Origin of the sequence: Kitasatospora sp. NPDC093550 (assembly GCF_044764985.1) — a bacterium.
Taxonomy (GTDB): Bacteria; Actinomycetota; Actinomycetes; order Streptomycetales; family Streptomycetaceae; genus Kitasatospora.
The window spans coordinates 322,288-348,670 of the sequence record NZ_JBIWJF010000003.1 but is presented as its reverse complement, the minus strand read 5'-3'; the positions used below and the strand labels follow the sequence as shown (position 1 = coordinate 348,670).

The 26,383-nt window shown below is 74.9% G+C and carries 24 protein-coding genes; 13 read left to right on the top strand and 11 right to left on the bottom strand.

The window, feature by feature from the left end; translation table 11 throughout:
* Positions 1–320 precede the first annotated feature (320 nt).
* Positions 321–2,735 (top strand): ATP-binding protein, encoded by a 2,415-nt coding sequence (locus tag ACIRD3_RS07005; protein WP_402212736.1) that lies wholly within the window; start codon positions 321–323, stop codon positions 2,733–2,735.
* A 66-nt stretch (positions 2,736–2,801) separates the two neighbouring features.
* Here ACIRD3_RS07005 and ACIRD3_RS07000 read toward each other — a convergent pair whose 3' ends face one another.
* Positions 2,802–4,091, bottom strand: coding sequence for a serine hydrolase domain-containing protein (locus ACIRD3_RS07000; protein WP_402212734.1), 1,290 nt, complete (start codon positions 4,089–4,091; stop codon positions 2,802–2,804).
* 376 nt (positions 4,092–4,467) lie between these two features.
* Here ACIRD3_RS07000 and ACIRD3_RS06995 point away from each other — a divergent pair, with 376 nt between their 5' ends.
* A complete protein-coding gene (locus tag ACIRD3_RS06995; protein ID WP_402212733.1) occupies positions 4,468–5,361 on the top strand; it encodes an alkaline phosphatase family protein in 894 nt (297 codons plus the stop codon).
* A 10-nt stretch (positions 5,362–5,371) separates the two neighbouring features.
* On the opposite strand, the gene ACIRD3_RS06990 is transcribed toward ACIRD3_RS06995, so the two are convergent.
* Positions 5,372–6,775 carry an MFS transporter gene (locus ACIRD3_RS06990; protein WP_402212731.1) on the bottom strand — a complete coding sequence of 468 codons (1,404 nt, stop codon included), beginning with the start codon at positions 6,773–6,775 and terminating at the stop codon, positions 5,372–5,374.
* Between the two features lie 80 nt (positions 6,776–6,855).
* Between ACIRD3_RS06990 and ACIRD3_RS06985 the strand changes: the two genes are divergently transcribed.
* Positions 6,856–7,392 (top strand): MarR family winged helix-turn-helix transcriptional regulator, encoded by a 537-nt coding sequence (locus tag ACIRD3_RS06985; protein WP_402212729.1) that lies wholly within the window; start codon positions 6,856–6,858, stop codon positions 7,390–7,392.
* A 95-nt stretch (positions 7,393–7,487) separates the two neighbouring features.
* On the top strand, positions 7,488–8,102 hold the full coding sequence (locus tag ACIRD3_RS06980) for a hypothetical protein (protein ID WP_402212727.1): 615 nt from the start codon (positions 7,488–7,490) through the stop codon (positions 8,100–8,102).
* A gap of 24 nt (positions 8,103–8,126) precedes the next feature.
* Here the strand turns inward: ACIRD3_RS06980 and ACIRD3_RS06975 are convergent, their stop codons facing one another.
* The gene (locus ACIRD3_RS06975) at positions 8,127–9,179 is read right to left on the bottom strand and encodes a hypothetical protein (RefSeq protein ID WP_402212725.1); all 1,053 of its coding nucleotides are present in this window, start codon (positions 9,177–9,179) and stop codon (positions 8,127–8,129) included.
* Between the two features lie 168 nt (positions 9,180–9,347).
* Positions 9,348–9,875: a DUF1348 family protein gene (locus tag ACIRD3_RS06970; RefSeq protein ID WP_402212724.1), complete on the bottom strand. Its 528-nt coding sequence runs from the start codon at positions 9,873–9,875 to the stop codon at positions 9,348–9,350.
* Between the two features lie 103 nt (positions 9,876–9,978).
* On the opposite strand from ACIRD3_RS06970, the gene ACIRD3_RS06965 reads away from it, so the two are divergent.
* Positions 9,979–10,542, top strand: coding sequence for a TetR/AcrR family transcriptional regulator (locus ACIRD3_RS06965; RefSeq protein WP_402212722.1), 564 nt, complete (start codon positions 9,979–9,981; stop codon positions 10,540–10,542).
* An 88-nt stretch (positions 10,543–10,630) separates the two neighbouring features.
* Here ACIRD3_RS06965 and ACIRD3_RS06960 read toward each other — a convergent pair whose 3' ends face one another.
* The gene (locus tag ACIRD3_RS06960; RefSeq protein WP_402212720.1) at positions 10,631–11,848 is read right to left on the bottom strand and encodes an alginate lyase family protein; all 1,218 of its coding nucleotides are present in this window, start codon (positions 11,846–11,848) and stop codon (positions 10,631–10,633) included.
* 174 nt (positions 11,849–12,022) lie between these two features.
* Here ACIRD3_RS06960 and ACIRD3_RS06955 point away from each other — a divergent pair, with 174 nt between their 5' ends.
* Positions 12,023–12,166, top strand: coding sequence for a hypothetical protein (locus ACIRD3_RS06955; RefSeq protein WP_402212718.1), 144 nt, complete (start codon positions 12,023–12,025; stop codon positions 12,164–12,166).
* Positions 12,159–12,377, top strand: coding sequence for a hypothetical protein (locus tag ACIRD3_RS06950; protein WP_402212717.1), 219 nt, complete (start codon positions 12,159–12,161; stop codon positions 12,375–12,377). Before ACIRD3_RS06955 ends, ACIRD3_RS06950 begins: the two co-directional genes overlap by 8 nt.
* Before the next feature lie 7 nt (positions 12,378–12,384).
* Here ACIRD3_RS06950 and ACIRD3_RS06945 read toward each other — a convergent pair whose 3' ends face one another.
* Complete coding sequence (locus ACIRD3_RS06945) at positions 12,385–13,689, bottom strand: DUF5685 family protein (RefSeq protein ID WP_402212715.1); 1,305 nt, start codon at positions 13,687–13,689, stop codon at positions 12,385–12,387.
* Between the two features lie 306 nt (positions 13,690–13,995).
* Here ACIRD3_RS06945 and ACIRD3_RS06940 point away from each other — a divergent pair, with 306 nt between their 5' ends.
* Genes ACIRD3_RS06940 through ACIRD3_RS06930 form a run of 3 tightly spaced genes read left to right on the top strand, consistent with a single transcriptional unit; the run spans position 13,996 to position 16,768 of the window.
* Positions 13,996–14,559, top strand: coding sequence for a helix-turn-helix domain-containing protein (locus ACIRD3_RS06940; protein WP_402212714.1), 564 nt, complete (start codon positions 13,996–13,998; stop codon positions 14,557–14,559).
* Positions 14,556–16,028, top strand: a complete 1,473-nt coding sequence (locus tag ACIRD3_RS06935) for an MFS transporter (RefSeq protein ID WP_402212712.1) — start codon at positions 14,556–14,558, stop codon at positions 16,026–16,028. The genes ACIRD3_RS06940 and ACIRD3_RS06935 overlap by 4 nt, the downstream gene beginning before the upstream one ends.
* Positions 16,029–16,081: 53 nt before the next feature.
* Positions 16,082–16,768 (top strand): alpha/beta fold hydrolase, encoded by a 687-nt coding sequence (locus ACIRD3_RS06930; protein WP_402212710.1) that lies wholly within the window; start codon positions 16,082–16,084, stop codon positions 16,766–16,768.
* 67 nt (positions 16,769–16,835) lie between these two features.
* Here the strand turns inward: ACIRD3_RS06930 and ACIRD3_RS06925 are convergent, their stop codons facing one another.
* On the bottom strand, positions 16,836–18,314 hold the full coding sequence (locus ACIRD3_RS06925) for a DUF2252 domain-containing protein (protein WP_402212708.1): 1,479 nt from the start codon (positions 18,312–18,314) through the stop codon (positions 16,836–16,838).
* 368 nt (positions 18,315–18,682) lie between these two features.
* Positions 18,683–19,465, bottom strand: coding sequence for an SGNH/GDSL hydrolase family protein (locus ACIRD3_RS06920; protein WP_402212706.1), 783 nt, complete (start codon positions 19,463–19,465; stop codon positions 18,683–18,685).
* 230 nt (positions 19,466–19,695) lie between these two features.
* On the opposite strand from ACIRD3_RS06920, the gene ACIRD3_RS06915 reads away from it, so the two are divergent.
* Complete coding sequence (locus tag ACIRD3_RS06915) at positions 19,696–20,589, top strand: MBL fold metallo-hydrolase (protein WP_402212704.1); 894 nt, start codon at positions 19,696–19,698, stop codon at positions 20,587–20,589.
* Positions 20,590–20,788: 199 nt separating this feature from the next.
* Complete coding sequence (gene ddaH / locus ACIRD3_RS06910; protein WP_402212702.1) at positions 20,789–21,622, top strand: dimethylargininase; 834 nt, start codon at positions 20,789–20,791, stop codon at positions 21,620–21,622.
* A 12-nt stretch (positions 21,623–21,634) separates the two neighbouring features.
* On the opposite strand, the gene ACIRD3_RS06905 is transcribed toward ddaH, so the two are convergent.
* Genes ACIRD3_RS06905 through ACIRD3_RS06895 form a run of 3 tightly spaced genes read right to left on the bottom strand, consistent with a single transcriptional unit; the run spans position 21,635 to position 24,512 of the window.
* Positions 21,635–22,306 (bottom strand): lactate utilization protein C, encoded by a 672-nt coding sequence (locus tag ACIRD3_RS06905; protein WP_402212699.1) that lies wholly within the window; start codon positions 22,304–22,306, stop codon positions 21,635–21,637.
* Positions 22,303–23,706, bottom strand: a complete 1,404-nt coding sequence (locus ACIRD3_RS06900; protein ID WP_402212874.1) for a LutB/LldF family L-lactate oxidation iron-sulfur protein — start codon at positions 23,704–23,706, stop codon at positions 22,303–22,305. Before ACIRD3_RS06900 ends, ACIRD3_RS06905 begins: the two co-directional genes overlap by 4 nt.
* A gap of 44 nt (positions 23,707–23,750) precedes the next feature.
* Positions 23,751–24,512 (bottom strand): (Fe-S)-binding protein, encoded by a 762-nt coding sequence (locus tag ACIRD3_RS06895; protein ID WP_402212696.1) that lies wholly within the window; start codon positions 24,510–24,512, stop codon positions 23,751–23,753.
* 253 nt (positions 24,513–24,765) lie between these two features.
* Between ACIRD3_RS06895 and ACIRD3_RS06890 the strand changes: the two genes are divergently transcribed.
* Positions 24,766–26,370, top strand: coding sequence for a beta-propeller fold lactonase family protein (locus ACIRD3_RS06890; protein ID WP_402212694.1), 1,605 nt, complete (start codon positions 24,766–24,768; stop codon positions 26,368–26,370).
* The last annotated feature ends 13 nt before the right edge of the window (positions 26,371–26,383 follow it).

Genomic DNA, 26,383 nt, shown 5'->3' with positions numbered 1-26,383 from the left:
CAGCCGCGGAATCCGGCCTGCTCCCCGGCCCGGCGGCGCGCGCCGTCCCCGGAGTGCGGGAACCACAGGCGGAACTACCGGCAGTTCTGGCGGGTGGAACCATCCCCGGACGGTGAAATCCTCCGGCGTCGGGCGCCCGGCTCGGGGCGGGTCGGACGTCAGCGAACGATCGGGTACGGGGCATTTCCGCCGACAGGGCATACTTCTGCCTGGCACTCTCGCCGGGCGAACCCAGGCAGAAGTGCGGACATGGGCGGGACGGGGCGGACGAGGCCGCGCGGGCGGAGCCGGGTGAGCGGCCGACGGAGTGGGGGCGGGACATGACGACTGGCGGCGGGGCGAGGACGCACGCGGGCACGGACAGCGACGCAGGAGCGGATGCGGGCACGGATACGGGCGAGTTCAGTCGGCTGCTGTCCTCGCACCGGGTGGCGGCCGGGCTGACCCAGGAGGAGCTGGCCGCGGCCGCCGGGGTCAGCCTGCGCGCCCTCGGGGACATGGAGCGCGGCCGCACCCGCGGGCCGCAGCGCCGCACCGTACGGGCCCTGGCCGTCGCCCTGGGCCTGGACGGGGAGCGGTCGGAGGCGCTGGACCGGGCCGCGCAGTCCGGGCGGCCGCGCGGTGTCCGCCCGGGCTCGGCGCGGGTGGCGGCCCAGGCCGCGCCCCGGGGTCCACTCCCCGTGGCGCCGCCGTCCGCGGGAGTACCGGTGGCCGCAGCGGCGTCCGCCGCCGCGCCGCCGCGCGCCGGGGGCCCGAGCGCCCTCGCCCTGCCGCGGGACATCGCCGACTTCACCGCCCGGGAGAGCGCCCTCGCAGCGCTGCTCGGCCTCGCCTCCGAGGAGCGGCCCGCCCACCCCCGTGTGGTGCTGGTCAGCGGTCAGCCGGGCCTCGGCAAGACCGCCTTCGCCCTGCACGCCGCGCACCGCCTGACCGAGTGCTTCCCGGACGGCCAGCTCTCCCTCGACCTCGGCGGGATGTCCGCCCAGCCGCTGTCCGCCCGCGACGCGCTGGGCCAGGTGCTGCGCGCCCTCGGCGTCCAGGACGGCGCGGTGCCCGCCGGGACGGAGGAGCGCGCCGGTCTCTACCGGGCCCTGGTGCGCGAGCGGCGGCTGGTCCTGGTGCTGGACGATGCCGCCGACGAGAGCCAGGTGCGCCCGCTGCTGCCGGGCGCCGGACCGGCCGTGACCCTGGTGACCAGCCGCAACGCGCTGCCCGGCCTGGAGTCGGTGCACCGGCTGAGCCTGGACGTGCTCTCCCCGGCCGAGGCGGCCGGCCTGCTGGCCCGGATCGCCGGCCGCGAGCGGATCGAGGCCGCGCCCGACGCCACCGCAGAACTGGCCGCGCTCTGCGGCTACCTGCCGCTCGCGCTGCGGATCGCCGGACAGCGGCTGGTCGCCCGGCCGCAGCAGCCGGTGGCCCACCTGGTGCGCCAGCTGGCCGCCGAGGAGAACCGGCTGGACCTGCTGGAGACCGGCGACCTGGCCGTCCGCCCGGCTTTCGAGCTGTCCTACCGGCGGCTGCCCGCCGAGTCCCAACTCGTGCTCCGCCGCTGCGCGTTGACCGCCGGCGCGGACTTCACGGCAATGATCGCCGGCGCCTACGCGGGCCGGTCGGCCGCCAGGACCGAGCTGGTGCTGGAACAGCTGGTCGACGCCGGGCTGGTGCAGTCGGCCACCTCGGACCGCTACCGCCTGCACGATCTGGTGCGGCTCTACGCGGCCGAGCGGCTGGACCTCGACGAGACGCCCGAGGAGCTGGCGGGGGCCCGCACCCGGGCCGGGCGCTGGATCCTCGACCGGGCCACCGCCTACGGACTGCGGTTCGACCCCGAGCACGCCAAGGACGGCGTCGAGCCGGCCGGGTCCGCAGCCGCGCACCTCACCGAGGCGGCGCGCTGGCTGGAGTACGAGCACCCGGAGTGGCTGGCCGCGTTGCACCAGGCGCAGCGGGCCGGCCGCCACCGCGAGGTGATCGACACCGCCGAGGCCATGCACTGGTTCTCCGACCGGCTGTTGAGCTGGGGGCTCTGGGCGGAGGTGTTCCAGCTCTCGGTGGACGCGGCCCGCGCGATCGGCGACCGGCTGGCCGAGGCGGTGCACCTCAACTACCTGGCCTGGACGTACGTCACCTGTCTGCACCGCTACCAACGCGGCATCGAACTGGCCTCCGAGGGACTGGAGTTGGCGCAGGAGCTGGGCGACCGCGAGCAGCAGGGCTGGGCGCTCACCTACCTCGCCTCCGGGCTGCGCCGACTGCAGCGGCATCCCGAGGCGACCGAGTCCTTCCAGCGGGCTGCGGAGGCCTTCGCCGAGGTGAACAGCCGCTCCGCGCAGATCGGCCGGCTGGTCACCCTGCGCGGCGCCGCCAACTGCCTGCGGGAGTCCGGCCGGGCCGAGGAGGCGGCGGACACCCGTCGCCGGGCACTGGCCGGCGCCCTGGAGCTGGTGGAGCGCTGGTCCTCGCCGCTGATGAACCTGATAGCGGCCATGACCGCGCACGAACTGGGCCTGGACCGCGCGGCGTTGAAGCACTGGCCGGCCGCGGAGAAGGCCTACCGGCAGGCCCTGGTGCACTTCGAGGCGGTCGGCCGGCCGGACAGCATGACCAAGACGCTGACCGAGCTCGGCACCGCGCTGATCGAGCAGGGCCGCGCCGAGGAGGCCCGCGAACTGCTCACCGAGGCGCTCACCGACCTGAGCGCCGACGGCCCCCGGCCCGGCCCGCCGGGGCACTGACGGCGGCGCCCGCTCTCCCCACGACGGGTGAGCGGGCGCCGGGACCGGGACCGGGGGACCGGCGGGTCAGATCCGGGTGTCCTCCACCACGGGCAGGTCCGCCACCGGCACCTGCTCCACCGAGGCGCTCGGAGCGTGCGCACCCGGGGCGAAGGCCGACCGCGGCGCGACCGCGGGCTTCTTCCCGCAGAAGGCCGGCTCCAGCGTGTTCATCAGCCCCTGCGTCACCGCGCCGTTGTTGGAGGCGTTGGCGAAGAGCACCACGCTGCGCCGCCCGTCCGGGGTCGCGAAGGACTGGGTCTGGAAGCCCTGCACGATGCCGCCGTGCCCGTACACGTCCCCGCAGGTCAGCGAGATGCGGCGGAGGCCCAGACCGTAGGCGACCTTCGCGGTGGGCGTGGGCAGGGCGGCGGTCATCTGCTTCAGCGAGTCGTCCGAGACCAGCCCGCCCTCGCTGCCGGCCATCAGCGCGGTGAGGAAGGTGTCGAGGTCCTCGGCGTCGGAGATGACGGCCCCGGCGCTCCACACCCAGGAGCCGTTCTGCTCGGTGGAGTCCAGCAGCGGCTTGCTGCGGTCGTCGTTGGTCAGGTAGCCGGTGACGTGGGCGCCCCGGATCTTCTGGTCCGGCACCACGAAGGAGGTCTTGCGCAGGTCGAGCGGCTCGATGATCCGCTCGTTCAGCACCTCGGCGTACGGCCGGCCGGTCAGGTTCTCGACCGCGAGGCCCAGCAGCACGAAGTCGGTGTTGGAGTACGAGTAGCGGCTGCCGGGGGTGTACTGCACGCCGTGCTTGACCGACATCGCCACCAGGTCGCGCGGGTCGTACACGGTGGTGCGGATGCGCGCCTCGAACGCGCTGGTGGTCTCCTCGCCGGCCTGCTCCAGCAGGTCGTTGGTGTGGTCGTAGATCCCGGCCCGGTGCTCCAGCACCTGGCGGCCCGTCATGGTCCAGCCCTCGGGCAGGGTGCCGGCCGGGAGGTAGTCGCGCAGCGGCTTGTCGAGGTCGATCCGGCCCTGCTCCGCCAGCTGCATCACGAGAACGGCGGCGAACATCTTGCTGTTGCTGCCGACCCGGAACCTCCACGAGGAGTTCATCGGGGTCCCGTCCAGGTTGGCCTTGCCGACCGCGACCGAGCGGGTGCCCTCCCGGTCACCGTGGTCGCGGATCACCGCGAAGGCGCCCGGCGCGCCGGCCGCGGTGGTGGCCTGCAGAGCGGCCTGCACGCCGGCCAGGTCGGAGGCGGGCGCGTCGGCGGTGCCCCGATCGGCGGCCGCGGCGTGCGCGGCACCCGTCGCCACCAGGACGGCACCGGCGGCGGCCACCGCGAGGGGACGCAGAAGGCTGGTCTTCGCCATGTTCCTCGGCTCTCTCGTCAAGTGACGCGGCGTCGGGCCGCGCCGTTCGAAGATCACTATCACCGGCCGCGCCGTCGAAGGCAAAGTGAACCGGTTCGCCCGCACGGACCGTTGTGGGCACCACCCGGGTGGACGCACCGTTCGTTTCCCGCTCCGGGGCCGAGGTTTCACCTGCTGTCGTCTCCCCGCGTTGACGGTTGCACCTCATACTGTTGGGCGCTCCCCGCGTGCCCGCTGCCCCGCACCGGCCGTCTGCCGGCATCCCGTCACCGACACCCCTCACCCGAGACCCCGTCACCGGCCGCGGCGGCCACGGGCGCTGCCGACTCCCTCAGCCCAGCGGCTCGTCGGGCCGCTCCTCACCCAAGGACTCGTCATGACAACGTCCACGAAGCCCAAGAGCCCCCGCTCCCGCCGCACCGCCACCGCGATCGGCTCCGCCGTCGCCCTGGTCGCGGCCTCGGCCGGCCTGTGGGCGGCGACCGCCACCACCGCGTCGGCGGCCGCCCTGCCCACGCCCGACCACGTCATCGTCGTGGTGATGGAGAACCACGCCTACACCCAGGTCATCGGCAGCAGCAGCGCCCCGTACCTCAACTCCCTGAAGGCGGGCGGCGCCAACCTCACGCAGTCGTTCGGCATCACCCACCCGAGCGAGCCGAACTACTACGCGCTGTTCTCCGGTTCCACCCAGGGCCGCGTCGACGACAGCTGCGTGAAGGTCGGCGGCTTCCAGAGCGCCAACCTGGCCTCCGAGGTGATCGCCGTCGGCAAGACCTGGGCCAGCTACAACGAGTCCCTGCCCAGCCAGGGCAGCACCACGTGCAGCAGCGGCAAGTACGCCCAGAAGCACAACCCCTGGTTCGGCTTCGGCAACGTCCCGCTGAGCTCCGCCAAGACCTTCGCGCAGTTCCCGACCGACTACAGCACCCTGCCGAACGTCTCCTTCGTGGTGCCGAACCTCTGCAGCGACATGCACGACTGCTCGGTCAGCACCGGCGACACCTGGATCAAGAACAACCTCGGCGCCTACGCCACCTGGGCGCAGACCCACAACAGCCTGCTGATCGTCACCTTCGACGAGGACAACAGCCTGTCCGGCAACCGGATCCCGACCGTGGTCTACGGCGCCCACGTCACGCCGGGCAGCAGCTCCTCGACCACCTACAACCACTACAACGTGCTGCGCACGGTGGAGGACCTGGCCGGCACCACCGGCCACGCGGGCAACGCCGCCTCCGCGAGCGACATCACCGGCATCTGGAGCTGACCCCCGCCGGTCAGGGCGTGACCCCTGTCGGAGCCGGAGCCGGAGCCGGAGCCTGGGCCTGGGCCTGGGCCGGAGTCTGAGCCTCGGTCCCGGTCGCGGTCCCGGTCGCGGTCGCGGTCGCGGTCTCGATCCCGGTCTCGGGCAGGGGCCGTACGTCCGGCCGCCGGGTGCCGTGCCGCCGGACCCCGGGCACCGCCGCCGTGCCCGCGCAGACCAGCGTCACCAGCGCCGCCGCCGTCAGCAGCGGCACCCGGCTGCCCCAGGCGTCGGCGGCCAGCGGCGCCAGCACGTACCCGAGCGGGGCGGCGCCCAGCGAGAGCAGCCAGTCGTACGAGGTGACCCGGGCCAGCGTCCCGGCTGGGAAGTCCTGCTGGACCACCGTCTCCCAGACCGGGTTGAGGAAGCCCAGCCCGGCCATCGCCACCGTCTGCGCGGCCACCGCGAGGGCCGCCGGGGCCGGGACGGCGAGCGCGAGCAGCGGCAGCCCGAACAGCGCCAGCGCGAGGTTGCCGGCCAGGACCGGACGGCGGGGGCGCAGCCGCCCGGCGATCAGCGAGCCGGCCAGCAGGCCCACCGCCCCGGCCTGGGTGAGCGCCACCCAGACACCGTCGCCGCCGAGCCGGGTCGCGGCGATCAGCGGGCCGAGGGTGAGCAGCACGGCGCTCGCGCCGTTCCACACGCCGTGGGCGATCAGGCTGGTCCAGTACCAGTCCCGGGAGCGCACCTCGCTCCAGCCCTCCGCGAGGTCCCGGCGCAGCGAGCGCGGTTCGGCCGCGGTCGCCTCCGCGTCGGCGCGGTCGACGGTGAGCCGGGCGAGCAGCGCGGCGCTGACCAGGAAGGAGGCGGCGTCCAGCAGGAAGGCCCAGCCGGCGCCGGCGGTGTACACCAGGACCCCGGCGAGCGCCGGGCCGCCGAGGCGGGCGGCCCCGGTCGCGGTGCCGAGCAGGGAGTTCGCCCGGAGCCGCAGCTCGCCCCGGACGGTCGCCGCGACCAGCGGCGAGGAGGTGGGCATGGCGAAGGCGGAGGCGGTGCCGCCGACGGCCGAGGCGAGCGCGATGTGCCCCAGGTCCGGACGCCCGCCGAGCAGCTCCAGGCCGACGAACAGCTGGGCGACGGCCCGCACCAGGTCGGTGGCGAGCGCGACGACGCGCGGATCGAACCGGTCCCCGGCCACCCCGCCGAAGGGCAGCAGGAGCAGCCGCGGCACCATCGCGCAGCCCAGCACCAGGGCGAGTGCGCCGGAGGAGCCGGTGGCCCGGGTGATGGCGATGGCGAGGGCGGCGGGGACGACGGCGTCGCCGAGGGTGGAGATCGTCCGGCCGAGGAAGAGCAGGCGGAAGCTCGGCAGGCGCAAGGGGTGCTGGGCGGACGGGTGTCTGGTCCCCGGGTGTCGGGTCCACGGAAGTCTGGTCACGCGCCGCACTGTATTTCGGTGACGAAATTTTGGCAACGAATATTTTGGTGACGTAGCTTTGGGGTTTGTAGACTCCTCCCATGGCCGAGCACCCCCACCAGCACCGCACCCCGCCCCGCGACTGGACGGACGGCCACGTCGAGCGCTGGCGGCCGGTGCTGCCCGATCTCGACCCGGACATCGAGGCCGCCGTCACCCGGATGTCCAAGCTCACCCGGCACTTCCGCCGGGTCCGAGAACAGGGCGTCGCCGACTACGGCCTGCAGAAGCACGAGTTCGACACCCTCCACGAGCTCGCCGGCCGCGGCGGCCACGCCGCCCCCTCCGACCTCCGGGCCGATCTCAACCTCGCCCCGGCGTCGATCACCGGCCGCCTGGAGGCCCTCGAACGGCGGGGCTTCGTGGTGCGCACGCCCTCGACGGAGGACCGCCGCAAGGTCGACATCGTGCTCACGGACGCCGGGCGCGCCGCCTGGCAGGAGGCCCTGGACGTGGTCGGGCGGGAGGAGCGCCGGCTGCTGGGAGTGCTGTCCGAGGAGGAGCGGCGCACGCTGTCCGACCTGCTGCGGAAGGTGATGCTGGCCCAGGAGGCCCCCGAGGACGGCCGCCCGGCCTGACGCGCCCCGGCCTGACGCGCCCGGGCGGACGGGGTCGAGGGCCGGCTCGCACCCGGGGTCGACCGGGGGCCCGCGCTGCTGGTATCGATAGGGGCGTGCGATTCGAACAGGTGCCGATGCCGGACGGTGTGGGGGCGCGCCCCCGGGACGGGCGGGGGTACCCGGTGCCGGCGATCACGCCGTGGCACGGGGGCGAGCCGCAGTTCGCGCTGACCGACCCCGGGCGCAGCGCCGACTGCGCGCTGGAGCGCCGCTGTTCGGTGTGCGGCGGGTTCATGGAACGCGGGCCGGTGTGGCGGGTCGTGGGGCCGGCCGAGAGTGCCGCGATCGCCGGCGCGCTCGCGGACGGGCGGCCGTACCGCAACCTCGCGCCGACCATGGAGGGCCCAGGACACCGCGGCTGCATGCTCTACGCGTCGATGGTCTGCCCGTACCTGGCGCGCCCGAACGCCCGGCGGCGGGCGACCGCCGGGGACGCGGCCGACGACCTGACGTCGGCCGCGGTCCGCGGGGCGGCGCGCGGTGGCCTGGGTGCGGTGGTCGGGTTCGCCGACTACGAGTACGCCGTCACCGAGAGCCGGGTGCTGTTCCGCTTCCTCGACCTGGTCGAGTTCCTGCCGCACGGCTCCGCCGACGAGCACCTGGCCGAGCTGCGCGCCGAGTTGGCGAAGCCCGGCCGGGGCGCTGAGGCCGCCGGCCGGGAACGCTGAGGCCTGGGCCCGCCCGGGTGTGGCTTACGGCCGGTAGGCGGGCAGGCCCTTGATCGTGGAGACCTGGGTCGGCGCGGCCGAGCCGTCGGCGGGCAGGGTGCTGACGCCGTCCGGGGTGCGGGCCGCGACGGTCTTGCCGTCGGGGGACCAGACGGGCTCGGTGTAGTCGGTGGTGGCCGACGGGGTGAGGTCCTTCTCGGCCTTCTGGTCGAACTGGGTGGATCGGGTGAACAGGTGGTCGTGCCCGTTCACCGAGCGGACGAAGACGAGGTGCTCGCCGTCGGGGGACAGCGCCGGCTGGGAGCCCTTGCCCATGTCCCGGGCGTTGGGCCGGATGTAGTCGTCGTAGATGTACACCTCGTTCGCCGGGGTGTTGGCGTACGCGATCGCGGCGCGGTGGCCGCCCGCGTTGGGCCAGGCGTTGCCGGTCTGCGGCGGCTGCGGCAGGTTGTCGTCGCCGCCCTCGGAGCTGTGCGGGGTGAGCACCTCGGGGGTGGCGCCCGGGGTCTTGGTGGGCACCTGCTCCAGCTTCAGCACACCGCCCTTGGCGGAGGCGAAGACGATGGTGTTGAAGCGTTCGAGCCCCGCGGCGCCGGAGGTGTCGCCCGGCTCCAGCGTGGCGCGCAGCCAGGTGGGGTGGGACCAGGTCTCCCCGCCGGGGTTCTTGGCCAGCGTGACCTTCCCGGTGCCGTCCGGGTTGGCGAGCACCAGGTCGCCGTTGCCGTTGACGAAGGCGGCCCGCTTGCCGTCCGGGGACCACGCGAGGTCGCGGACGACGGTGCCGAAGTCGACGGTGGTGCCGTTCATCGCGACGGTCTGGGTGCCGGTGCTGATGGTGAGGTGGTTGGCGGCGGAGGTGCCGTTGACCTCCTTGCCGCCCGGTGCGGCGCTGCCGGAGTGGGACGGGGCGCCGGGCGCGGCCGTGCCCGGCGCCGCCGAGGTGGGGGCGGCGCCGGTCGGGGCCGCGGAGGGACCGGAGGCGGTCGGCTCGGGACCGCAGGCGGAGAGCAGGACCGCGCCGACGGTGGTCATCAGGGCGATCGCGGCGGCGGTGCCGAATCTGTTGCGCACGGACATTTCCAGGTCCCCCTCGGGTGCTGTTCGTTGTGCCGAAGGAAGACTCCCAGTGCCAGGTCAATGACCGGTGCGCGCGGTGTCACAGGAGTGGAACAGTGCCGGGCGGAATCCTCCGACGCCGCGTCAGCGGTCCCCGGGGGAGCCCGAGTGCGCTGGAGGCCGGGTCCGTCAGAGGCCGAGGTCGCTCAGGCCCGGGTGGTCGTCGGGGCGGCGGCCGAGCGGCCAGTGGAACAGGCGTTCCCCGTCGGTGATCGGCAGGTCGTTGATGGAGGCGTGCCGCCGGGCCATCAGGCCGTCCGGGGCGAACTCCCAGTTCTCGTTGCCGTAGGAGCGGTGCCAGTGGCCGGCGTCGTCCTGCCACTCGTAGGCGAAGCGGACCGCGATCCGGTCGCCGTCGTACGCCCAGAGCTCCTTGATCAGCCGGTACTCCCGCTCGCGCTGCCACTTGCGGGTGAGGAACCCGGCGATCGGGTCGCGGCCGGTGAGGAACTCGGCGCGGTTGCGCCAGCGGCTGTCGGGTGTGTAGGCGAGGGCGACGCGCTGCGGGTCGCGGGTGTTCCAGGCGTCCTCGGCGGCCCGGACCTTCTGCCGCGCGGTCTCCTCGGTGAACGGGGGCAGCGGCGGGCGCGGTGCGTCCTGCCGCGGTCCGTCGTGGCGGGATCCGTCGTGCTGCGGTCCGTCGTGCTGTTCGGGCATGCGTGAACTCCTTGAGAACGGGCATTCCGCTGGTGAGAACGATCGTTCTCACGTCAGTGGCTACGATAGGAGAATCATCGTTCTCGCGCAAAGGGCACGGCAGATGGAGCACGAAGACCCACGGGCCCGCATCCTCGACGCGGCCGAGGAGCTGTTCTACGGGCAGGGCATCCAGGCGGTCGGCATGGACGCCGTCCGGACCGCCTCCGGCATGACGATGCGCCGCCTCTACCAGCACTTCCCGTCCAAGACCGACCTGGTCGAGGCGTACCTGCTGCGCCGCGACGGCCGCTGGCGGGCGAGCCTGGCCGTGCACGTCTCCCGGGTCGGCGGCTCGCCCCGGGACCAGCTGCTCGCGGTCTTCGACTGGCTCGGCCTGTGGTTCGCCGAACCCGGCTTCCGGGGTTGCGCGTTCGTCAACTCCTTCGGCGAACTCGGTGCCACCACGCCGGTCGTCGCGGCCGCCGCGCGGCACCACAAGGAGGAGTTCGGCGCCTACCTGGCGGCCCTGACCGAGGCCGCCGGAGCCCCGCCCGCCACCGCCGCCCACCTGGCCCTGCTCGCCGAGGGGGCCATCACCACGGCCGCCGTCCACGGCGACCCGACGGCCGCCGCCGACGCCAAGGAGGCCGCCCGCCTGCTGCTGGACGCGGCGCTCGTCCGGTAGCGACCGCGGACGGGCGGCCAGGCCCCGCACTTCCGGCCCCCGCCGGCCCCCACGCCGGCCCCCCGGACCCCGACGCGGGGGCGCGGCGTCAGGGTGCGTCGGTGTGGGTCAGCGTCTCCCAGCCGATGAAGTAGTTCGCCCCGAACGGGCTGTGCGCGGCCACGTACTCCTGGGTCTGCGGCATCGCGATCCCCTCGCGCAGGTGGTACTCGTTGTACGCGAGCTGCACGGCGGGGCCGAGGCCGGTCTGCACCGCGCCGCCGCACAGCCAGCCCGGGGCCTTCGCGCCGTTCTCGTACGCGGCGTGGAACTCCAGTGCCTTGACCAGCCGTTGGCGCCCCTCGGCCCACAGGTCGAGGCCCTGCAGCCGGGCGGTCTCGGCGGTCTGCGCGGCGGCTTCGAGGCCCCAGCCGGTGTGGCCGAAGTCCCGGCAGGTCTCCTGCGCCAGCCCGTCCACGAAGGTGGACTGGCCGTTCCAGTACGTGACCAGCGCCGACCGGCCCTCGATCCCGGCGCGCGGCGGCGGGACGGGCAGCTTGCCGTCGGAGGAGAGGTAGACGTACGCGGGCAGGCGCTTGCGCCACAGGTCGACGGCCTGGTCGAAGAGGCCGCGGTCGTCCAGGAAGACCGCGATGCCCATCAGGGCGTCGGTCTGGATCAGCTCCCAGTTGCCGTTCTTGCGCGGGCTGCCGGGGGTGAGCTGTGGCACGTAGACGGTGCGCAGCATGGTGGCGAAGCGGTTCACCGAGGCGGTGGGCCAGGTGGCGCCGGTGTGCCGGATCAGTTCGGCGGCACGGGCCCAGTTGTTGCCCGCCCAGCCGGTCTGCAGCGGGGCGTTGCTGTTGGTGTGCTCCTTGATGACGGCCGACCAGGCGTCCATGATCTGGATCGCCTTGTCGGCGTGCCGGCGGTCCCCGGTGAGCACCCACTGCAGGGCCTGGGTGTACGCGGCCATCGAGTCGTCGCGCTCGTCGGAACAGCCGTTGTTCGGGTTCGAGCCGGAGCCGCACTCCACGGTCGCGCGCGGCTTCGGCTTCCAGTCCGGGGAGGCGTACCTGCTCGCCCGCAGGTCGGCGAACGCGGACTTCCACGGCTCGGCCCCGGCGGCCACCTTGCCCTTGGCGAAGGCGAGTTGCTGTGCGCCGACCAGCACGCCCGGGTGCTGGAAGGCGGCCTGGCGCGGGCGCTCGGCGGCCGGGGCGGCGACGGCGGACGCGGTGGCGCCGGCCGGTGCGGAGGCGAGCGGCAGCAGGAGGGCGGAGAGTGCCGCTCCGGCGACCAGTGTCCTGACGGTGCTACGACCCATGGGGAAGTCGTCCTCTCGGTGGGAGGGGGCGTGCTCAGGTCTTGTTTCCTCGTTAGGAAACCTTCCTAACCTGACGCATTGAACCACCAACCCCGGATGTGCGGAACATGTCAGCGGCAGTCGGCTCCAGGGGCGTTTATCGGCCATTGATCGTCACCGCCTAGCGTCGGGCGCATGGACGAGAGAGCGGCCGAGCGGCCGGGGGCGGCGCCCGAGGGGCGGATGACGGAACAGGACGCCGAAAGGTTCCGGCAGTTGCTGGCGAGTCTGGAGAACTCGCTGGCGGCGGACCGGGAGGCGGCGGGGCGTGATGCCTGAGATCGCCGCGCGGCACCCGGTGGCGGTGCTGCCGCTCTGGCTGCGCGGCGCGGCTGCGGGCGCAGTCGGGGGCACGGGCACGGTCGCGGGCGGGGGGTTCACGGACGCGGACCGGCCCGGGGTGCTGCGGGGGCACCCCGGGCCGGCCGGGATCGATCAGTCGGGGGTGGTGGGGGAGCCCGGGAGGGCGGCCGTCGGGGAGCCGGGCTGACGGTGGATCAGCAGTCGCACCCGCAGTCACAGCAGTCGCAGCCGTCACAGCAGCTGCAGCAGTCTCCGCACCCGTCGCAGCCGTTGCAGCAGTCGCAGCAGTCCGGGCAGTCGCAGCAGTCGTGCCGCTCGCAGAAGCCCTTCCGGCGCTCGCGGCTGAACGGGTGGTTGTGCTCGCAGCAGAGCAGCTGGCACGTGCAGGCCATCAGCGCCCAGACCGCGCAGCCGGCGAGCAGGTTGCGCGGGCGCGGCGGCTTCTCGCCGGGTGGGGTGAAGCCGGGGCCCTGCGGGATCCACGGCGGGATCGGCGCGTTCGGGTCCTGGCCGGGTGGCGCCTGACGCGGCGGCGCGTCGTGCGGGCGCTCGCCGATCGCGCCGCCCGTGGCGCCGTCCGTGACGCCGCCAGGGACTCCGTCCACGGTGCCGCCGCCCTTGGTGCGGCAGGAGGCGGCGTGCCGGGCGCCGAAGACCCGGTCGACGGCGCTCTCGGTCTCGTGCCCGAGCAGGACGTGGACCAGGGCCCGGTCGGTCAGTTCGACCTCGCGCAGCGCGAGCCGGATGCCGTGCACGGCGTCGCGGCAGAGCCGCTCGGCCTCGGCCCGGTCGGTGCCGGTGGCCGTCAGCGGGTTCCAGGCGCCGGAGGCGGCGTCGGCGGCCTGGTCCTCGGCGGCGTCGAGGAGGTGGGCGAGCCGGCCGAAGAGCCGCCCGGCCTCGGCGAGCGGGGCGGCGTTGCCGGGGCGTCCGGCGATCACGGCGGTGTGCGCGAAGGCGGCCGAGGTGGCCGTCTCGGTGGGCTCGGTGACCAGCAGGACGGATCCGCCGGGCCGCAGCGAGCGCTCCAACTCGCCCTGCCGGGAGGCCGCTTCGAGCAGGACGGCGGTGTCGAAGCCGACCGTCGAGGCGCTGCCGGCGCTCTGCCGGTCCCAGCGCCGGGTGACCGCCCGGGCCCCGGCGGCGACCGGGCGGCGGGCGAACACGCCGTCGCGGTCCTCGACGTGGTCGCGGATCTTCACCGAGGCGAGCGCGAGCGAGACGGCGGCGGCGAGCCGGGCGCCCTCGCCCTTGGCGACGGAGGCGGTCCGCATGCCGCGCAGCGGGCAGGGCCCGGCGGTGCGGCGCCAAGAGGAGTCCTCCCGGTCGGCCTGGGCCTCGACCAGGACGGAGATGATCAGGCCGTCGTAGTTGGTGGCGGTCCGGGCGAGCTGGCCGTGGTCGTCGCGCAGCGCGAGGCAGAGCCCGCACAGGTGGGCCATCCAGGAGGTCTGCAGCCGCTCGGACAGCCGGTGCCTGCACGGTCTGATGATGCCGAACACGATCGTCCCCCTCGCCTTTCGGGCCGCTGACCGGCCACGATTCGCCGCACATCATATGATCAGCGGCGCGCGTGGGCCGAGCCCTCGACGAGCAGGAGGCTCCCGCGCGGGAGTCCGGTTCCCGGCGGGAGCTCCCGGGCCGGCACGAAGAACTCCCCGCCCGGCGCCAGGAGTACGGCCGAGGGTAAGGCCGGGATAGGCCGCGGACCGGCGGCCCCGCAGCAGTGGACCACGCCCGGCACCGCGCCCGGCACGGCGGCCGAAAGCCGGACGAGGGGATCTCATATCCGGGATAGCATCGCGAATATGGGAATCGACACGGCCGCCGACGAGCGGCTGGCACAGCGCCTCGCCGAGCTGAGGCTCGAACGCGGATGGACCTTGGAGGAGTTGGCGCGGCTGGCGGACGTCAGCCGGTCGACGCTGTCACGGGTGGAGCGGGCGGAGGTCAGCCCGACGGCGGCGCTGCTCGGGCGGCTGTGCGCGGTCCACGGGCGGACGATGTCGCGGCTGCTCGCCGAGGTGGAGGCGGGCCCGGCGAGGCTGGTGCGCGCCGGGGAGCAGCAGGTCTGGCGGGACGCCGAGACCGGGTTCGTCCGCCGGTCGGTCTCGCCGCCGCACGGCTCGCTGCGTGCGGAGATCATCGAGGGCCGGCTGCCCGCCGGTGCCGACATCGCGTACGACCGCGCCTGCGTGCCCGGCCGGGAGCACCACCTCTGGCTGTTCGAGGGGCAGTTGGAGCTGACGGTGGACGGCGAGCCGCAGCTGCTCGCGGCCGGCGACTGCCTGCGCTACGTCGCCGGGACGAGCCGCTTCCGCAGCCTCGGTCCCGGCGAGGCCCGGTACGCGCTGGTGGTGGTCGAGCCGTGAGCGCCGCCGTCGGCCCGATAGCGAAGGAGCGGTTCGACGCCGCCGGGCGCCGCGTCCTGCTGGTGTGCGTCGCGGGCGGCTTCACCACGCTGCTCGACCAGTCCGTGCTCAACACCTCCATCCCCGCCCTGCGCGAGACCCTGCACGCCGGGTCCGCCGACCTGCAGTGGGTCGTCGCGGGGTTCTCGCTCGCCTTCGGCCTCGCGCTGATCCCCGGCGGACGGCTCGGCGACGTCAAGGGCCGCAAGTGGTTCTTCGTCACCGGGCTCGCCCTGTTCACCCTGGTCAGCCTGGTCTCCGCGACCGCCACCGAGCCCGGGGTGCTGATCGCGGCCCGGCTGGTCCAGGGCGCTGGCGCCGGTCTGGTCAACTCCCAGATGATCGGCACCCTCCAGGACGTCTTCGACGGCCAGCTGCGGGCCCGCGCGCTCGGCATGTACGCCGTCACCGGCGGCCTCGCCTTCGCCCTCGGTCCGCCGATCGGCGGCGCGGTGCTGGCGGCGGCCGGCCCGGAGCTCGGCTGGCGGCTGACCTTCCTGCTCAACGTCCCGTTCGGCCTGGCCACCGTCGCCCTGGCCGCCCGCCACCTGCCCAAGCCACGCCCCAGCGCCCGGCACGCCGACCTCGACCTGGTCGGCCTGATGCTGGTCGGCGTGCTCACCCTCGTCCTGATGCTGCCCTTCGTGCAGCCGCCCGGCTGGACCGGCTGGCTGGCCTTCGCGGCCGTGGCCCTCCTCCTGCTCGGCGCCCTGGCCTGGTGGCAGCGCCGCTACGCCCGCACCGGCGGCCACCCGCTGATCCACCCCGCGCTCACCCGCTCCGCGCCGTACGCGCTCGGCACGGCGACGGCGATGGCACAGTTCGGCTCCTCACTGGCCGCCTCGCTGGTCCTCACCATGTTCCTCCAGGACGGCCTGGGGCTCTCCCCGATGGGCGCCGCCCTGGTCGCGCTGCCCTCCGCCGTCGCCATGGGCGTGGCCTCCGCGCTCGCCTGGCGGGTCGTCCAGCGCTTCGGCCGGCGCACCGTCACCGTCGGCATGGCGGGCTCCGCCCTGACCATGCTCGCGAGCGGACTGGTCGCGCACTGGTCGCCCGCCGCCGTCCTGCCCTGGCTGCTGGCCTTCCTGCAGCTCCTCGGCGGTGCCTCGATCGGCCTGATGGGGTCCACCAACCAGGCCTACGTGCTGCGCCACGCGCCCGCCGAGGCGGCCGGGGTCAGCGGGGCGATCCTGCAGATGGCGCAGCGGATCGCGGCGGCGGTCGCCGTCTCGGCGCTGTCCGGGGTCTACCTGCGGGAGACCGCCGCCGGCGGCGGGCACCGCTCCGCCTACCTCGCCGCGAGCGCGGTCTGCGCGGCGGTGGCCGGACTGGCCGTCCTGGCCTCGGTCCTGGCGGGCCGCGCCACCACCCGGGAGCGGCCCGAGGCCGAGCCGGCCGCTCCGAGCCGGACGCGGACCGCCGTCCGCTGAGCAGGAGGCGGGCGCCCGACCACCGGCCGGGCGCTGACCGTACGCTGGTCGGCATGACCGGGATGCGGACCGTGGACCTGCCCGAGCTGACGCTCGCCTACCGCGAGAGCGGACCCGTCGGCGGCCCGCCGCTGGTGCTGCTGCACGCCCTCGGCGAGCGCGGCTCCGACTGGGACGTCGTCCTGCCCGCTCTCGCGCCCCGCCACCACGTGTACGCGCCGGACCTGCGCGGCCACGGCGACAGCGGCCGGCCCGGGGCGTACGGCCTGCAGGCGATGCGGGACGACGTGCTGGCCTTCCTCGACGCGCTCGAGCTGGACCGCGTCGACCTGGTCGGCCACTCCCTGGGTGGCGCCGTCGCCCAGCTCCTCGCCCAGGCCGCGCCGCGGCGGATCGGTCGGCTGGTGCTGGAGGAGATCCCCGCGCTGTACCCGCGCCCCGCGAGCGTGCTGCCGGACGACCCGGACCAGGACGTGCACTTCGACTGGGCCATGGTGAGGGCCGTGAAGGCCCAGCTGGACGACCCCGACCCGGCCTGGCGGGCCGGGCTCGCCTCGATCACCGCCCGCACTCTGGCGGTGGCCGGCGGCCCGACCAGCCCCGTCCCCCAGGAGCGGATCGCCGAACTCGCCCGGCGGATCCCGGACTGCCGCCTCGTCACCGTCGAGGCCGGACACCTGGTGCACCGTGCCCGGCCCGAGGAGTTCGTCGCCGTGGTGGCGCCGTTCCTCTCCCGCTGAACCCGCCTGCCGCCGAACCCGCCTCCCGCCTCCCGCCGAACCGCCCCCCCGCCGAAGCCGCTGGGAGCTACACGCCGTGCTCGGCGGGCAGCCGCCCGCTGCGCACGGCGGTGAGCAGATCGGCGTGGTCGGCCTCGGTACGGTCCGCGTAGGCGACGGCGAAGGCCGCGATCGCCTCGTCCAGCGCCTCGCCCTTGCCGCAGTACCCGGCCAGCAGGCCCGGGTCGGCGGTGTGCGCGTGCGCCCGGGCCAGCAGGGCGCCGGTGATCCGCGCGTAGTCGTCCAGCTGCGAGGGCCGCAGCGCCGCCGGGTCGACGCTGCCCTTGCGGTTGCGGAACTGCCGTACCTGGTAAGGGAGCCCGTCGACCGTCGTCCAGCCCAGCAGGGTGTCGCTGACCACCTGCATGTGCTTCTGGCCGAGCACCACCCGGCGGCCCTCGTGGCCGTCCCGGTCCACCTGCGGCAGGTACGGCAGCAGCGCGGACGGCCGGGCCTCCTTCACCTGCAGCACCAGCGGCTGGTCCCGGTGGTCGGTGAGCAGCACCACGTACGAGCGGGTGCCCACGCTGCCGGTGCCCACCACCCGGAACGCCACGTCCTGCACCCGGTAGCGGGACAGCAGGGCGCGCACCTCGGCGGGCACCGTCGCCACGTACGCGCCCAGCGCGTGGGCGACCGCCCGGGCGGTCGCGTCGGTCACCTCGGTGAGCACCGGGGGAGCGGCCGTGAAGCGCCAACCGCCGTCCGGCGTACGGGTGGTGCTGCGGGCGGCGAACCGCGCGCTGGTGTTGCCGAGCGCCTTGGCCCCGACCTTGCGCAGCACGTCCGTGAGGTCGTGCGCCTCGGCGAAGGACACCAACTGCTCGTCGGCGACGGCGTTCCAGGCGTCCAGCGCGGGCAGCTTGGCCAGCGTGCGCATGGTCCGGCGGTACGAGCCGACCACGTGCTCGGCGGCCTCGCGCGCGGTGCCCTCGCTAGCGCCGACCTCCCGGCCGGCCAGCACCAGGCTGGCGGCGAGCCGCTTGACGTCCCACTCCCACGGGCCGGGCACGGTCTCGTCGAAGTCGTTGATGTCCATCACGAGTTGGCCGCGCGCGTCGCCGTACAGGCCGAAGTTGGCGGCGTGCGCGTCGCCGCACAGTTGGACGCCCACCCCGGTCACCGGCGTGCCCGCGAGGTCGGCGGCCATCAGTCCGGCCGAGCCGCGCAGGAAGGCGAACGGGGTGGCGGCCATCCGGCCCACCCGGATCGGCACCAGCTCGGCGATCCGGCCCGCGTTCGACGCCTCGATCGCCTCGACGGCGGTCGGCCGTCCGGCGGCGAGGGCGAACTCCGCGTGCCGCTCCCGGGGCAGCCGCGCCCGCAGCGCCTTCCCCCGCTCCCGCGCCCGGCCGTCCTGCGCCGGCGCGAACCCGGCCACCGCGAACCCGCGCCGGGCGGGCCCGCCCGGGCCGTCCGCGCGGCCGGAACCCCCCTGGGCCCCGACGCGCGGTGCGCCCCGGCCTCCTGCCGTTCTCGGCTCCACCCCGTCCACTGCCTCGGTCATCCGCGCCACCGCGCCCCGCCCGTCCCTTCCGGTCCTTACCCGCCCGCGACCTGCGCGGATGGTTCACGGGGGGAGTGACGTCCGGGGCGGCGCGGCGGTTCCGGTGGGGCGGGTGAGAGACGCGTCCCGGTCCGGGGGCGGCGGGCGGCGGGTGGGCATGTGGGGGCTGGGGTGGGGACGTGCTGTGGTGGCCTGCGAGTGACGTCCGGGGCGGCGCGGCGGTTCCGGTGGAGCGGGTGAGACGCGTCCCGCTCCGGGGGGTCGGTGCGGCACGCTCGCCCGGCGGGTGCTGGGCTGCTCTCCACCGGACGCTGCGGCGCTGCGGCGCGAACCGCCCGCCGCGTCCGGTGGAGCAGCCTGGCAGCCCGTCAGAGCGGCAGCAGTTCCGGCCGCTTGGGCTCGACGTGGTCGCCGGAGGACTCGCCGCGCAGGCGCCGTCCGACCCACGGGATCAGGTGCTCGCGGGCCCACTGGATGTTCTCCCGCCGCTGGTCGGCGGGGGTGAGCACGCGGGCGTCCGGCCACGGGGCCTCGGGGTCCTGCCCGGTGGCCAGGCCCAGCGAGCGGGCGGCCAGCAGGGCGACCCGCTGGTGGCCCTCGGGGGACAGGTGCAGGCGGTCCTCGCTCCACGCGCGGCGGTCCTGCACGGCGCGCAGCGACCACAGGTCGGCCACCTTGCAGCCGTTGCGGTCGGCGACGGCGCGCATGTGCCCGTTGTAGGTCGCGATCTTGCCGCGCAGGTGCCTGAGCAGCGGCACGTCGCGGGTGTCGAAGCCGGTGCAGATCAGCACCGTCCCGGCGGCCTCGGTGAGGTGGACGACGGCGGACTCGAAGCGCTCGGCCACCTCGTCCGGGTCGGCGCCCGGGCGCAGGATGTCGTTGCCGCCGGCGCAGAAGGTGACCAGGTCGGGCTGGAGCCGGCGGACCTGCGGCACCTGCTCGGCCGCGATCTGGTCCAGCAGCCGGCCGCGCACCGCCAGGTTGGCGTAGCGGAACTCGCCCGGGGGCCGGCCGTCGGCGAGCATCCCCGCGAGGCGGTCGGCCCAGCCGGCGAACCTGCCGTCGACTCCGGGGTCGTTGAGGCCTTCGGTGAAGCTGTCCCCGAGGGCGGCGTACGAACTGAGGTCAAGGGTCTCCTGGAGGTTCGGCATGAAAGAGATAGTTCACCCAATCAAGTGACCTACGCCACCGTAGGTGAGCCTGGTGGCACGTGAGATGGACCACGTACCCTCTCCGGCCGCGCGCCGGGCCCGCCCCGCCGCTCAGAGCGCCGCGTCCCGGAAAGCACAAGATCCTTACCCCCTATCGCTTTTGGCCCCGACCGGCCGATGCTCGAAGGGAGCGGCCGCCCCGGCCGCCGTCCTTCTGGGGGAAGGCAGCCATGGCCGTGAACACGCGCTCCGACGCGTCCGAGAACTGGTCCATCGACGACCGCTGCACCAACTGCGACGTCGCCCGGCAGCTCGCGCCCGGGCTGGTCCGCGAGCACGCCGGCCGCTCCGAGCTGGTGCGCCAGCCGCGCGACGAGGCCGAGCTCCGACAGCTGCGGGCCGCCGCGCACGCCTGCCCGACCCGCTCCATCCGCCCCGGCTCCGGCCTCCTCGACCCGGCCTCCGACCCCTTCCCGCTCGCGCTCGACGACGGGGTGCTGCTGCTCGGCCACAACTCCCCGCGGACGGCGGGCGCCAACTCCTACCTCTGCCGCCGCTCCACCGGCTGGGTGATGGTCGACACGCCCCGTTACAGCGAGCCGCTGGCCGCCCGCTACGCCGCGCTCGGCCCGGTCACCGACGTCCTGCTGACCCACCGGGACCACGCCAGGCACGGCCGGGCGTGGGCCGACCGGCTCGGCGCCCGGCTGTGGATCCACGAGGGCGACCTCGCCGCCGCCCCCGCCGCGGACCGGGTGCTGCGCGGCACCGATCCGGTGGAGATCTCCCCCGGGCTGGTCGCCCACCCCTTCCCCGGCCACACCCTCGGCAGCGTGCTGTTCGTCGCGGACGAGCGGTACTGCTTCAGCGGCGACAGCCTCTACTGGTCCCGCACCACCGGGGACGTGGAGGTGCAGGAGGCCGTCACCTGGTACTCGATCGAGGAGCAGGCCGCCTCGTTGGAGCGCAGCCTGGGCGTGCTCCGCTTCGAGTGGCTGCTGCCCGGCCACGGGGACCGGCGCCGGATGTCCGTGGAGGAGGCGGACCGCCGGCTGCGCTCGCTCGCCGAACGCGCCCGCAGGCTGCGGCCCGCGCCCGTGGACTTCACGGCGGTCCGCTGGTAGCCCGGGCACGCTGTCGCCCGAACCGCGCCGGAGAGCCCGTGCGCCGGGGCTCGCGCCGGTTGCGCGGGGGCGTGCGTCCACCGGGGGCGCCCGCGCGGGTGTGCGAACGGTCGAGCCGGGGCAGCCGCCACTGGAAGCAGAGCGGCGTTCCGCACCGGTGGAACCCCGGCTCTCCCCCCGAGCCAAGGACGGTCGAGCCATGCCCACGCAGACCCCGGAGCGCACCGCGCGACCACGGCGCTACCTGATGTGCCGGCCGACGCACTTCACCGTGGACTACGCGATCAACCCGTGGATGGACCCGGCCCAGCCCACCGACACCGCGCTCGCCCTGCGCCAGTGGGAGCGGCTCTACCGGACCTACCGCCGGCTCGGCCACACCGTCGAGCTGATCGAACCGCTGCCCGGCCTGCCCGACATGGTGTACGCCGCCAACGGTGCGACGGTGCTGGACGGCCGGGCCCTGGTGGCGACCTTCCGACACCCGGAGCGCGCCGCCGAGTCGGGGGCCTACCAGGCCTGGTTCCGGGCCCGGGGCTTCCGCGAGGTGCACCGCGCCCGGCACGTCAACGAGGGCGAGGGAGACCACCTGGTGGTGGGCCGCCGGGTGCTCGCCGGGACGGGCTTCCGCAGTTCGCGCGCCGCGCACGCCGAGGCGGGCGAGCTGTTCGGCGTCCCGGTGGTCAGCCTCACCCTCGTCGACCCGCGCTTCTACCACCTGGACACCGCACTGGCGGTCCTCGCCGACGACCACGTCATGTACTACCCGGAGGCCTTCGACGCCGAGAGCCGCGCCGTGCTCCGCGCGCTCTACCCCGACGCGATCCTCGCCGACCGCGCCGACGCGGAGGTGTTCGGGCTGAACGCGGTGTCCGACGGCCGCCGGGTGCTGCTGCCGGAGACGGCGAAGAACCTGGCGGGCCGGCTCGCCGACCACGGCTACCAGCCGATTCCGGTGGACGTCTCCGAGCTGCTGAAGGGCGGCGGCGGGGCCAAGTGCTGCACCCTGGAGCTCAGGCCGTCCCCGGCGTGAGCTCCGGCGGCGTCACCGGGCGCGGGTGACCAGCAGCACCTCCAGAGTGCGCGGCCCGTGCACCCCCTCCACCCGGTCCAGCTCGATGTCGCTGGTCGCGGACGGCCCCGAGATCCAGGTCTGCGGCCGCCGGGGGTCCAGGCGCGGCAGCGCGAGCGGCACCGAGGCGACGATCTGCTCCGGCGCCCGGACGACGCAGAGGTGGTGGTCGGGGACGAGCGAGAGCAGCCGCCGCCCCTGGCCCGGCCCGGCGTCCAGCACGATCGTCCCGGTCTCGGCGACGGCCAGCGCGCAGCCGGTGACCACGCTGTCCACGGCGTCGAGCCGGGCGGCGGTGAGCGTGCCGTCGTCCGGGACGAGGTCGACGGTGTCGGCGGCCGTCGCCAGCCATCCGGGCGGCAGCCCGTCCGGCACGGCGAGCGTCCGGCTGCCCCGCGCGGCGAGCAACCCGGCGATCCGATCCGGGAGTTCGTCCTCCCGGCAGCGGTGCACCAGGGCCCGGTAGTCGGCCAGGTTGCGGTGCAGCAGGTCGGCCAGCGCCGCCGGGTCGTCCGGCGGCACATGGGCCGTCAGGTAGGCGCGGGGAACCGACTCCTCGTCCTCCCGGGCGTGATCCACCCCGCCGGGCTCGCCGAGGGCGGCCCGGATCCGGGCGAGGACCAGGTCCCTCGTGGTCGCCGTCATGTGCGGTTCCTCCGCCACCAGTCGCGGAACGGTTCGGCCGGCACCTCGGGCAGGTCCCGGGTGTCGGTCCAGGCCCGCCCGGGCCCGGGCAGCCGGCGCGGGTGGACCGCGCGGGTGCGACCGGCGATCCGTTCGGCGGCCGCGAGCGCCGCCGGATGGTCCAGGACGTACCCGGCGGCGGCCACCGCGGCCCGCTCCAGCGGGTGTCCGCCCTGTTCGGCGACGCGCTCGCGCAGGTGGACCAGCACCTCGGGGATGTCGATCGCCACCGGGCACACCTCGTAGCAGGCGCCGCAGAGCGAGGAGGCGTACGGCAGCGAGGCGTCCACCGGGCTCGTGGCGCCGCGCAGTTGGGGCGTCAGGATGGCGCCGATCGGGCCCGGGTAGACCGAGCCGTACGCGTGCCCGCCGGCCCGTTCGTACACCGGGCAGACGTTGAGGCAGGCCGAGCAGCGGATGCAGCGCAGCGCCTGGCGGCCGATCCGGTCGGCGAGCGCGGCGGTGCGGCCGTTGTCCAGCAGCACCAGGTGGAACTCGGACGGGCCGTCGCCGTCCGTGGTGCCGGTCCACAGCGAGGTGTACGGGTTCATCCGCTCGGCGGTGGAGGAGCGGGGGAGCAGTTGGAGGAAGACCTCCAGGTCCCGCCAGGTCGGTACGACCTTCTCGATCCCGACCACGGAGATCAGCGTGCGCGGCAGGGTGAGGCACATCCGGCCGTTGCCCTCGGACTCGACCACGACCAGGGTGCCGGTCTCGGCGACCATGAAGTTGGCGCCGGAGACGGCGACCCGGGCGCGCAGGAACTTCTCCCGCAGGTGCAGCCGGGCGGCTTCGGCGAGTTCGGCGGGGGAGTCGGTGAGGCCCTCGGGTGCCGGGCGGCCCCAGGCGGCCATCCGTTCGGCGAAGACCTCCCGGATCTCGGCGCGGTTGCGGTGGATCGCGGGCACCAGGATGTGCGAGGGCCGGTCGTCGCCCAACTGCACGATCAGCTCGGCGAGATCGGTCTCGTAGGCGGTGATCCCCTCGGCGGCGAGCGCCTCGTTCAGGCCGATCTCCTGGGTGGCCATCGACTTGACCTTGACGACCTCCGTCTCGCCGGTGGCCCGGACGAGGTCGGCGACGATCCGGTTGGCCTCCTCGGCGTCGGCCGCCCAGTGCACCGTGCCTCCGGCCGCCGTGACGGACTCCTCCAACTGCACCAGGTAGTGGTCGAGGCGGCGCAGCGTGTGGTCCTTGATCGCCTTTCCGGCGGCCCGCAGCTCCGCCCAGTCGGCGAGTTCGGCGACCGCCCGGGCCCGTTTGTCGCGGATGGTGTGGGTGGCGTGCCGCAGGTTGGCGCGCAGCCGCTCGTCCCGTACGGCGTGGGCGGCGGCCTGCGGGAAGGGTGGGAAGGCGGGCATGCCGAGGAAGGTTCCGGCCGGTGCGCCCGCTCCGCTCCGTTCGCTCACGACGGCCTCCAGGGGTGTTCCTCGGTGCTGGCCAGGATCTCGGCCAGGTGCAGCGGGCGCAGTGCCTCGCCCCGGCGGCGCAGGGTGCCGTCCAGGTGCAGCAGGCAGGAGTTGTCGGCGCCGCACAGCACCCGGGCGCCGGTGCCGAGGGCGTTGGCGATCTTGTCGGCGGCCATCGCGGCCGAGACCGCCGCGTTCTTGACCGCGAAGGTGCCGCCGAAGCCGCAGCACTCCTCGGCGCCGGGCAGCTCGCGCAGCTCCAACCCCCGGACGGCGCGCAGCAGTCGGCGCGGGCGGTCGCCCAGTCCGAGCAGCCGCAGGCCGTGGCAGGAGGGGTGGTAGGTGACGATGTGCGGGAAGTGGGCGCCGACGTCCTCGACGCCGAGCACATCGGTCAGGAACTCGGTCAGCTCGTACGTCCGGGGCGCCAGGTCGGCGGCGAGGTCGGTGAGTTCGGTGCCCCGGCCCTCGGCGGCGGCGCGGGCGCCGATCCGCGGGTAGTTGTCCCGGACCATCGCCACGCAGGAGCCGGAGGGCGTGACGACGTGGTCGTACCCGGCGAAGGCCCGCGCCGTCCGCCGCACCAGCGGCTCGCAGGCCCGGCGGTAGCCGGTGTTGTACTGCGGTTGCCCGCAGCAGGTCTGCCCGGCGGGGAAGTCGACCGTCACGCCGAGGCGTTCGAGCAGCCGCACGGTGGCGACCGCGGTCGCCGGGAACAGCGCGTCGTTGACGCAGGTGGCGAACAGCGCGACCCGCATCCGGGCTCCCTCCACTCGTGCGGCGGCCGGACGGCACCGGCCGGCTCGTGATCGTACCGAGCCGGCCGGTGCCGTCGGGGGAACTCCCGCCGCCGCCCCGGAGAAACGGTCGAATCTGAACAGTTGGCGACATTAACGATCACATCCTGACGGCACGTCAGGGTGGCTTCTACGCTTCGTGCGGCCCCTGGCCCATGAACCAGTTGGAGATCGCATGAGAACACGCCGAGCCCCCCGCCGGACCCTGACGGCCGTGACCGCGATAGCCGCGGCCACGGCCGCACTGCTGTCCCAGCCCGGTACCGCCCAGGCCGCCGCACCGCCGCCGACCGTCATCGCCCAGGTGCCCGTGGCGCCGTACCCGGCGGGCGTCGCCCTGACGCCGGACGGCGCCCACGCCTACGTGACCAGCCAGAGCAGCGGCACCGTGAGCGTGCTGGACACCGCGAGCAGGACGGTGACCGGCAGCTTCACCGCCGGCACCGGCTCCTACGCGGTCGCCGTCTCGCCCGACGGACACCGCGCCTACCTGACCCACCACCTGGACAACACGGTCAGCGTGGTCGACACCGCGACCGCCACGGTGACCGCGACCGTGCCGGTCGGCGCCCAGCCCTGGGGCCTCGTCCTCTCGGCCGACGGCACCCGTGCCTACGTGAGCAACGCCTCCGCCAACACCGTGAGCGTGCTGGACACCGCGACCGGCACGGTGGCCGCGACCGTGCCGGTCGGTGCCGAACCGCACGGACTGGCCCTCTCCGCGGACGGCAAGCGGCTGTACGTCGCGGCCTCCGGCGACAAGGCGGTGAACGTCGTCGACACCGTGGGCAGCACGGTGAGCGGCACCGTTCCCGTCGGGCACAGCGCCTTCGGCCTCGCGCTCAGCCCGGACGGCAGCCGCCTCTGGGTGGCCGACGGCGACGACGGCACCGCCGCCGTGATCGACACCGCGGCGAACGCGCTGCTCGGCACCGTGCCGGTCGGCTCCGGCCCGTACGCCGTCAGCGTCGCCCCGGACGGCTCGGCCGCGTACGTGTCCAACTACGCCGACAACACGCTGAGCGTGGTGGACACCGCCGGCCGGACCGTCACCGCGACCGTGCCGGTGGGCGCGAGCCCGTACACCCTCGCGCTGACCGCCGACGGGCGGCACGGCTACCTCGCCGACTTCACCGGCGGCGCCGTCCAGGTGCTGGACTTCCCGCTGCCCGTCCCAACGGTGACCGCGATCACCCCGAACGGCGGCTCCGGGGCCGGCGGCACCACGGTGACCGTCACCGGCACCGACCTCAACGGAGCCACCGCCGTCACCTTCGGCGCGGCCGGCCCCGCCACCTCGTTCAGCTGCACCAGGACCAGCTGCACCGCGACCGCCCCCGCCACCACCGTGACCGGCCCGGTGGACGTCCAGGTCACCACGCCCGGCGGCACCAGCGCGGCCGTCGCCGCCGACCGCTTCACCTACACCGCGCCCAGCGCGCACCTGGCCGTGGCGCTGACCGCGACGCCGGTGACCCAGCTGCTCGCCAGCCGCGTCGACTACACCGTCACCCTCACCAACCAGGGGCCCGACCCGATCACCTCGGCCACCGTCGCGGCCGGCCTGCCCTCCGGGCTGACCACCACCTCCTCCGACTGCACCGTCGCCGCCGGGAAGCTCACCTGCACGCTGGCCGCACCCCTCGCCAAGGGCGCCGGCACCACCCGGCACTTCTCGATCGGCGTCGGTCTGGCGATCCGCACCTGGGACGTCACCGTGGCCCGCGCCGCCGGCGTGCCCGCGGATCCCTCGCCCGCCACCAGCAAGGCCACCCGCAGCTGCTCCGCCGTGCTCGGGCTGTCGATCAGCTGCAAGTAGGCCCGCCGCCCAC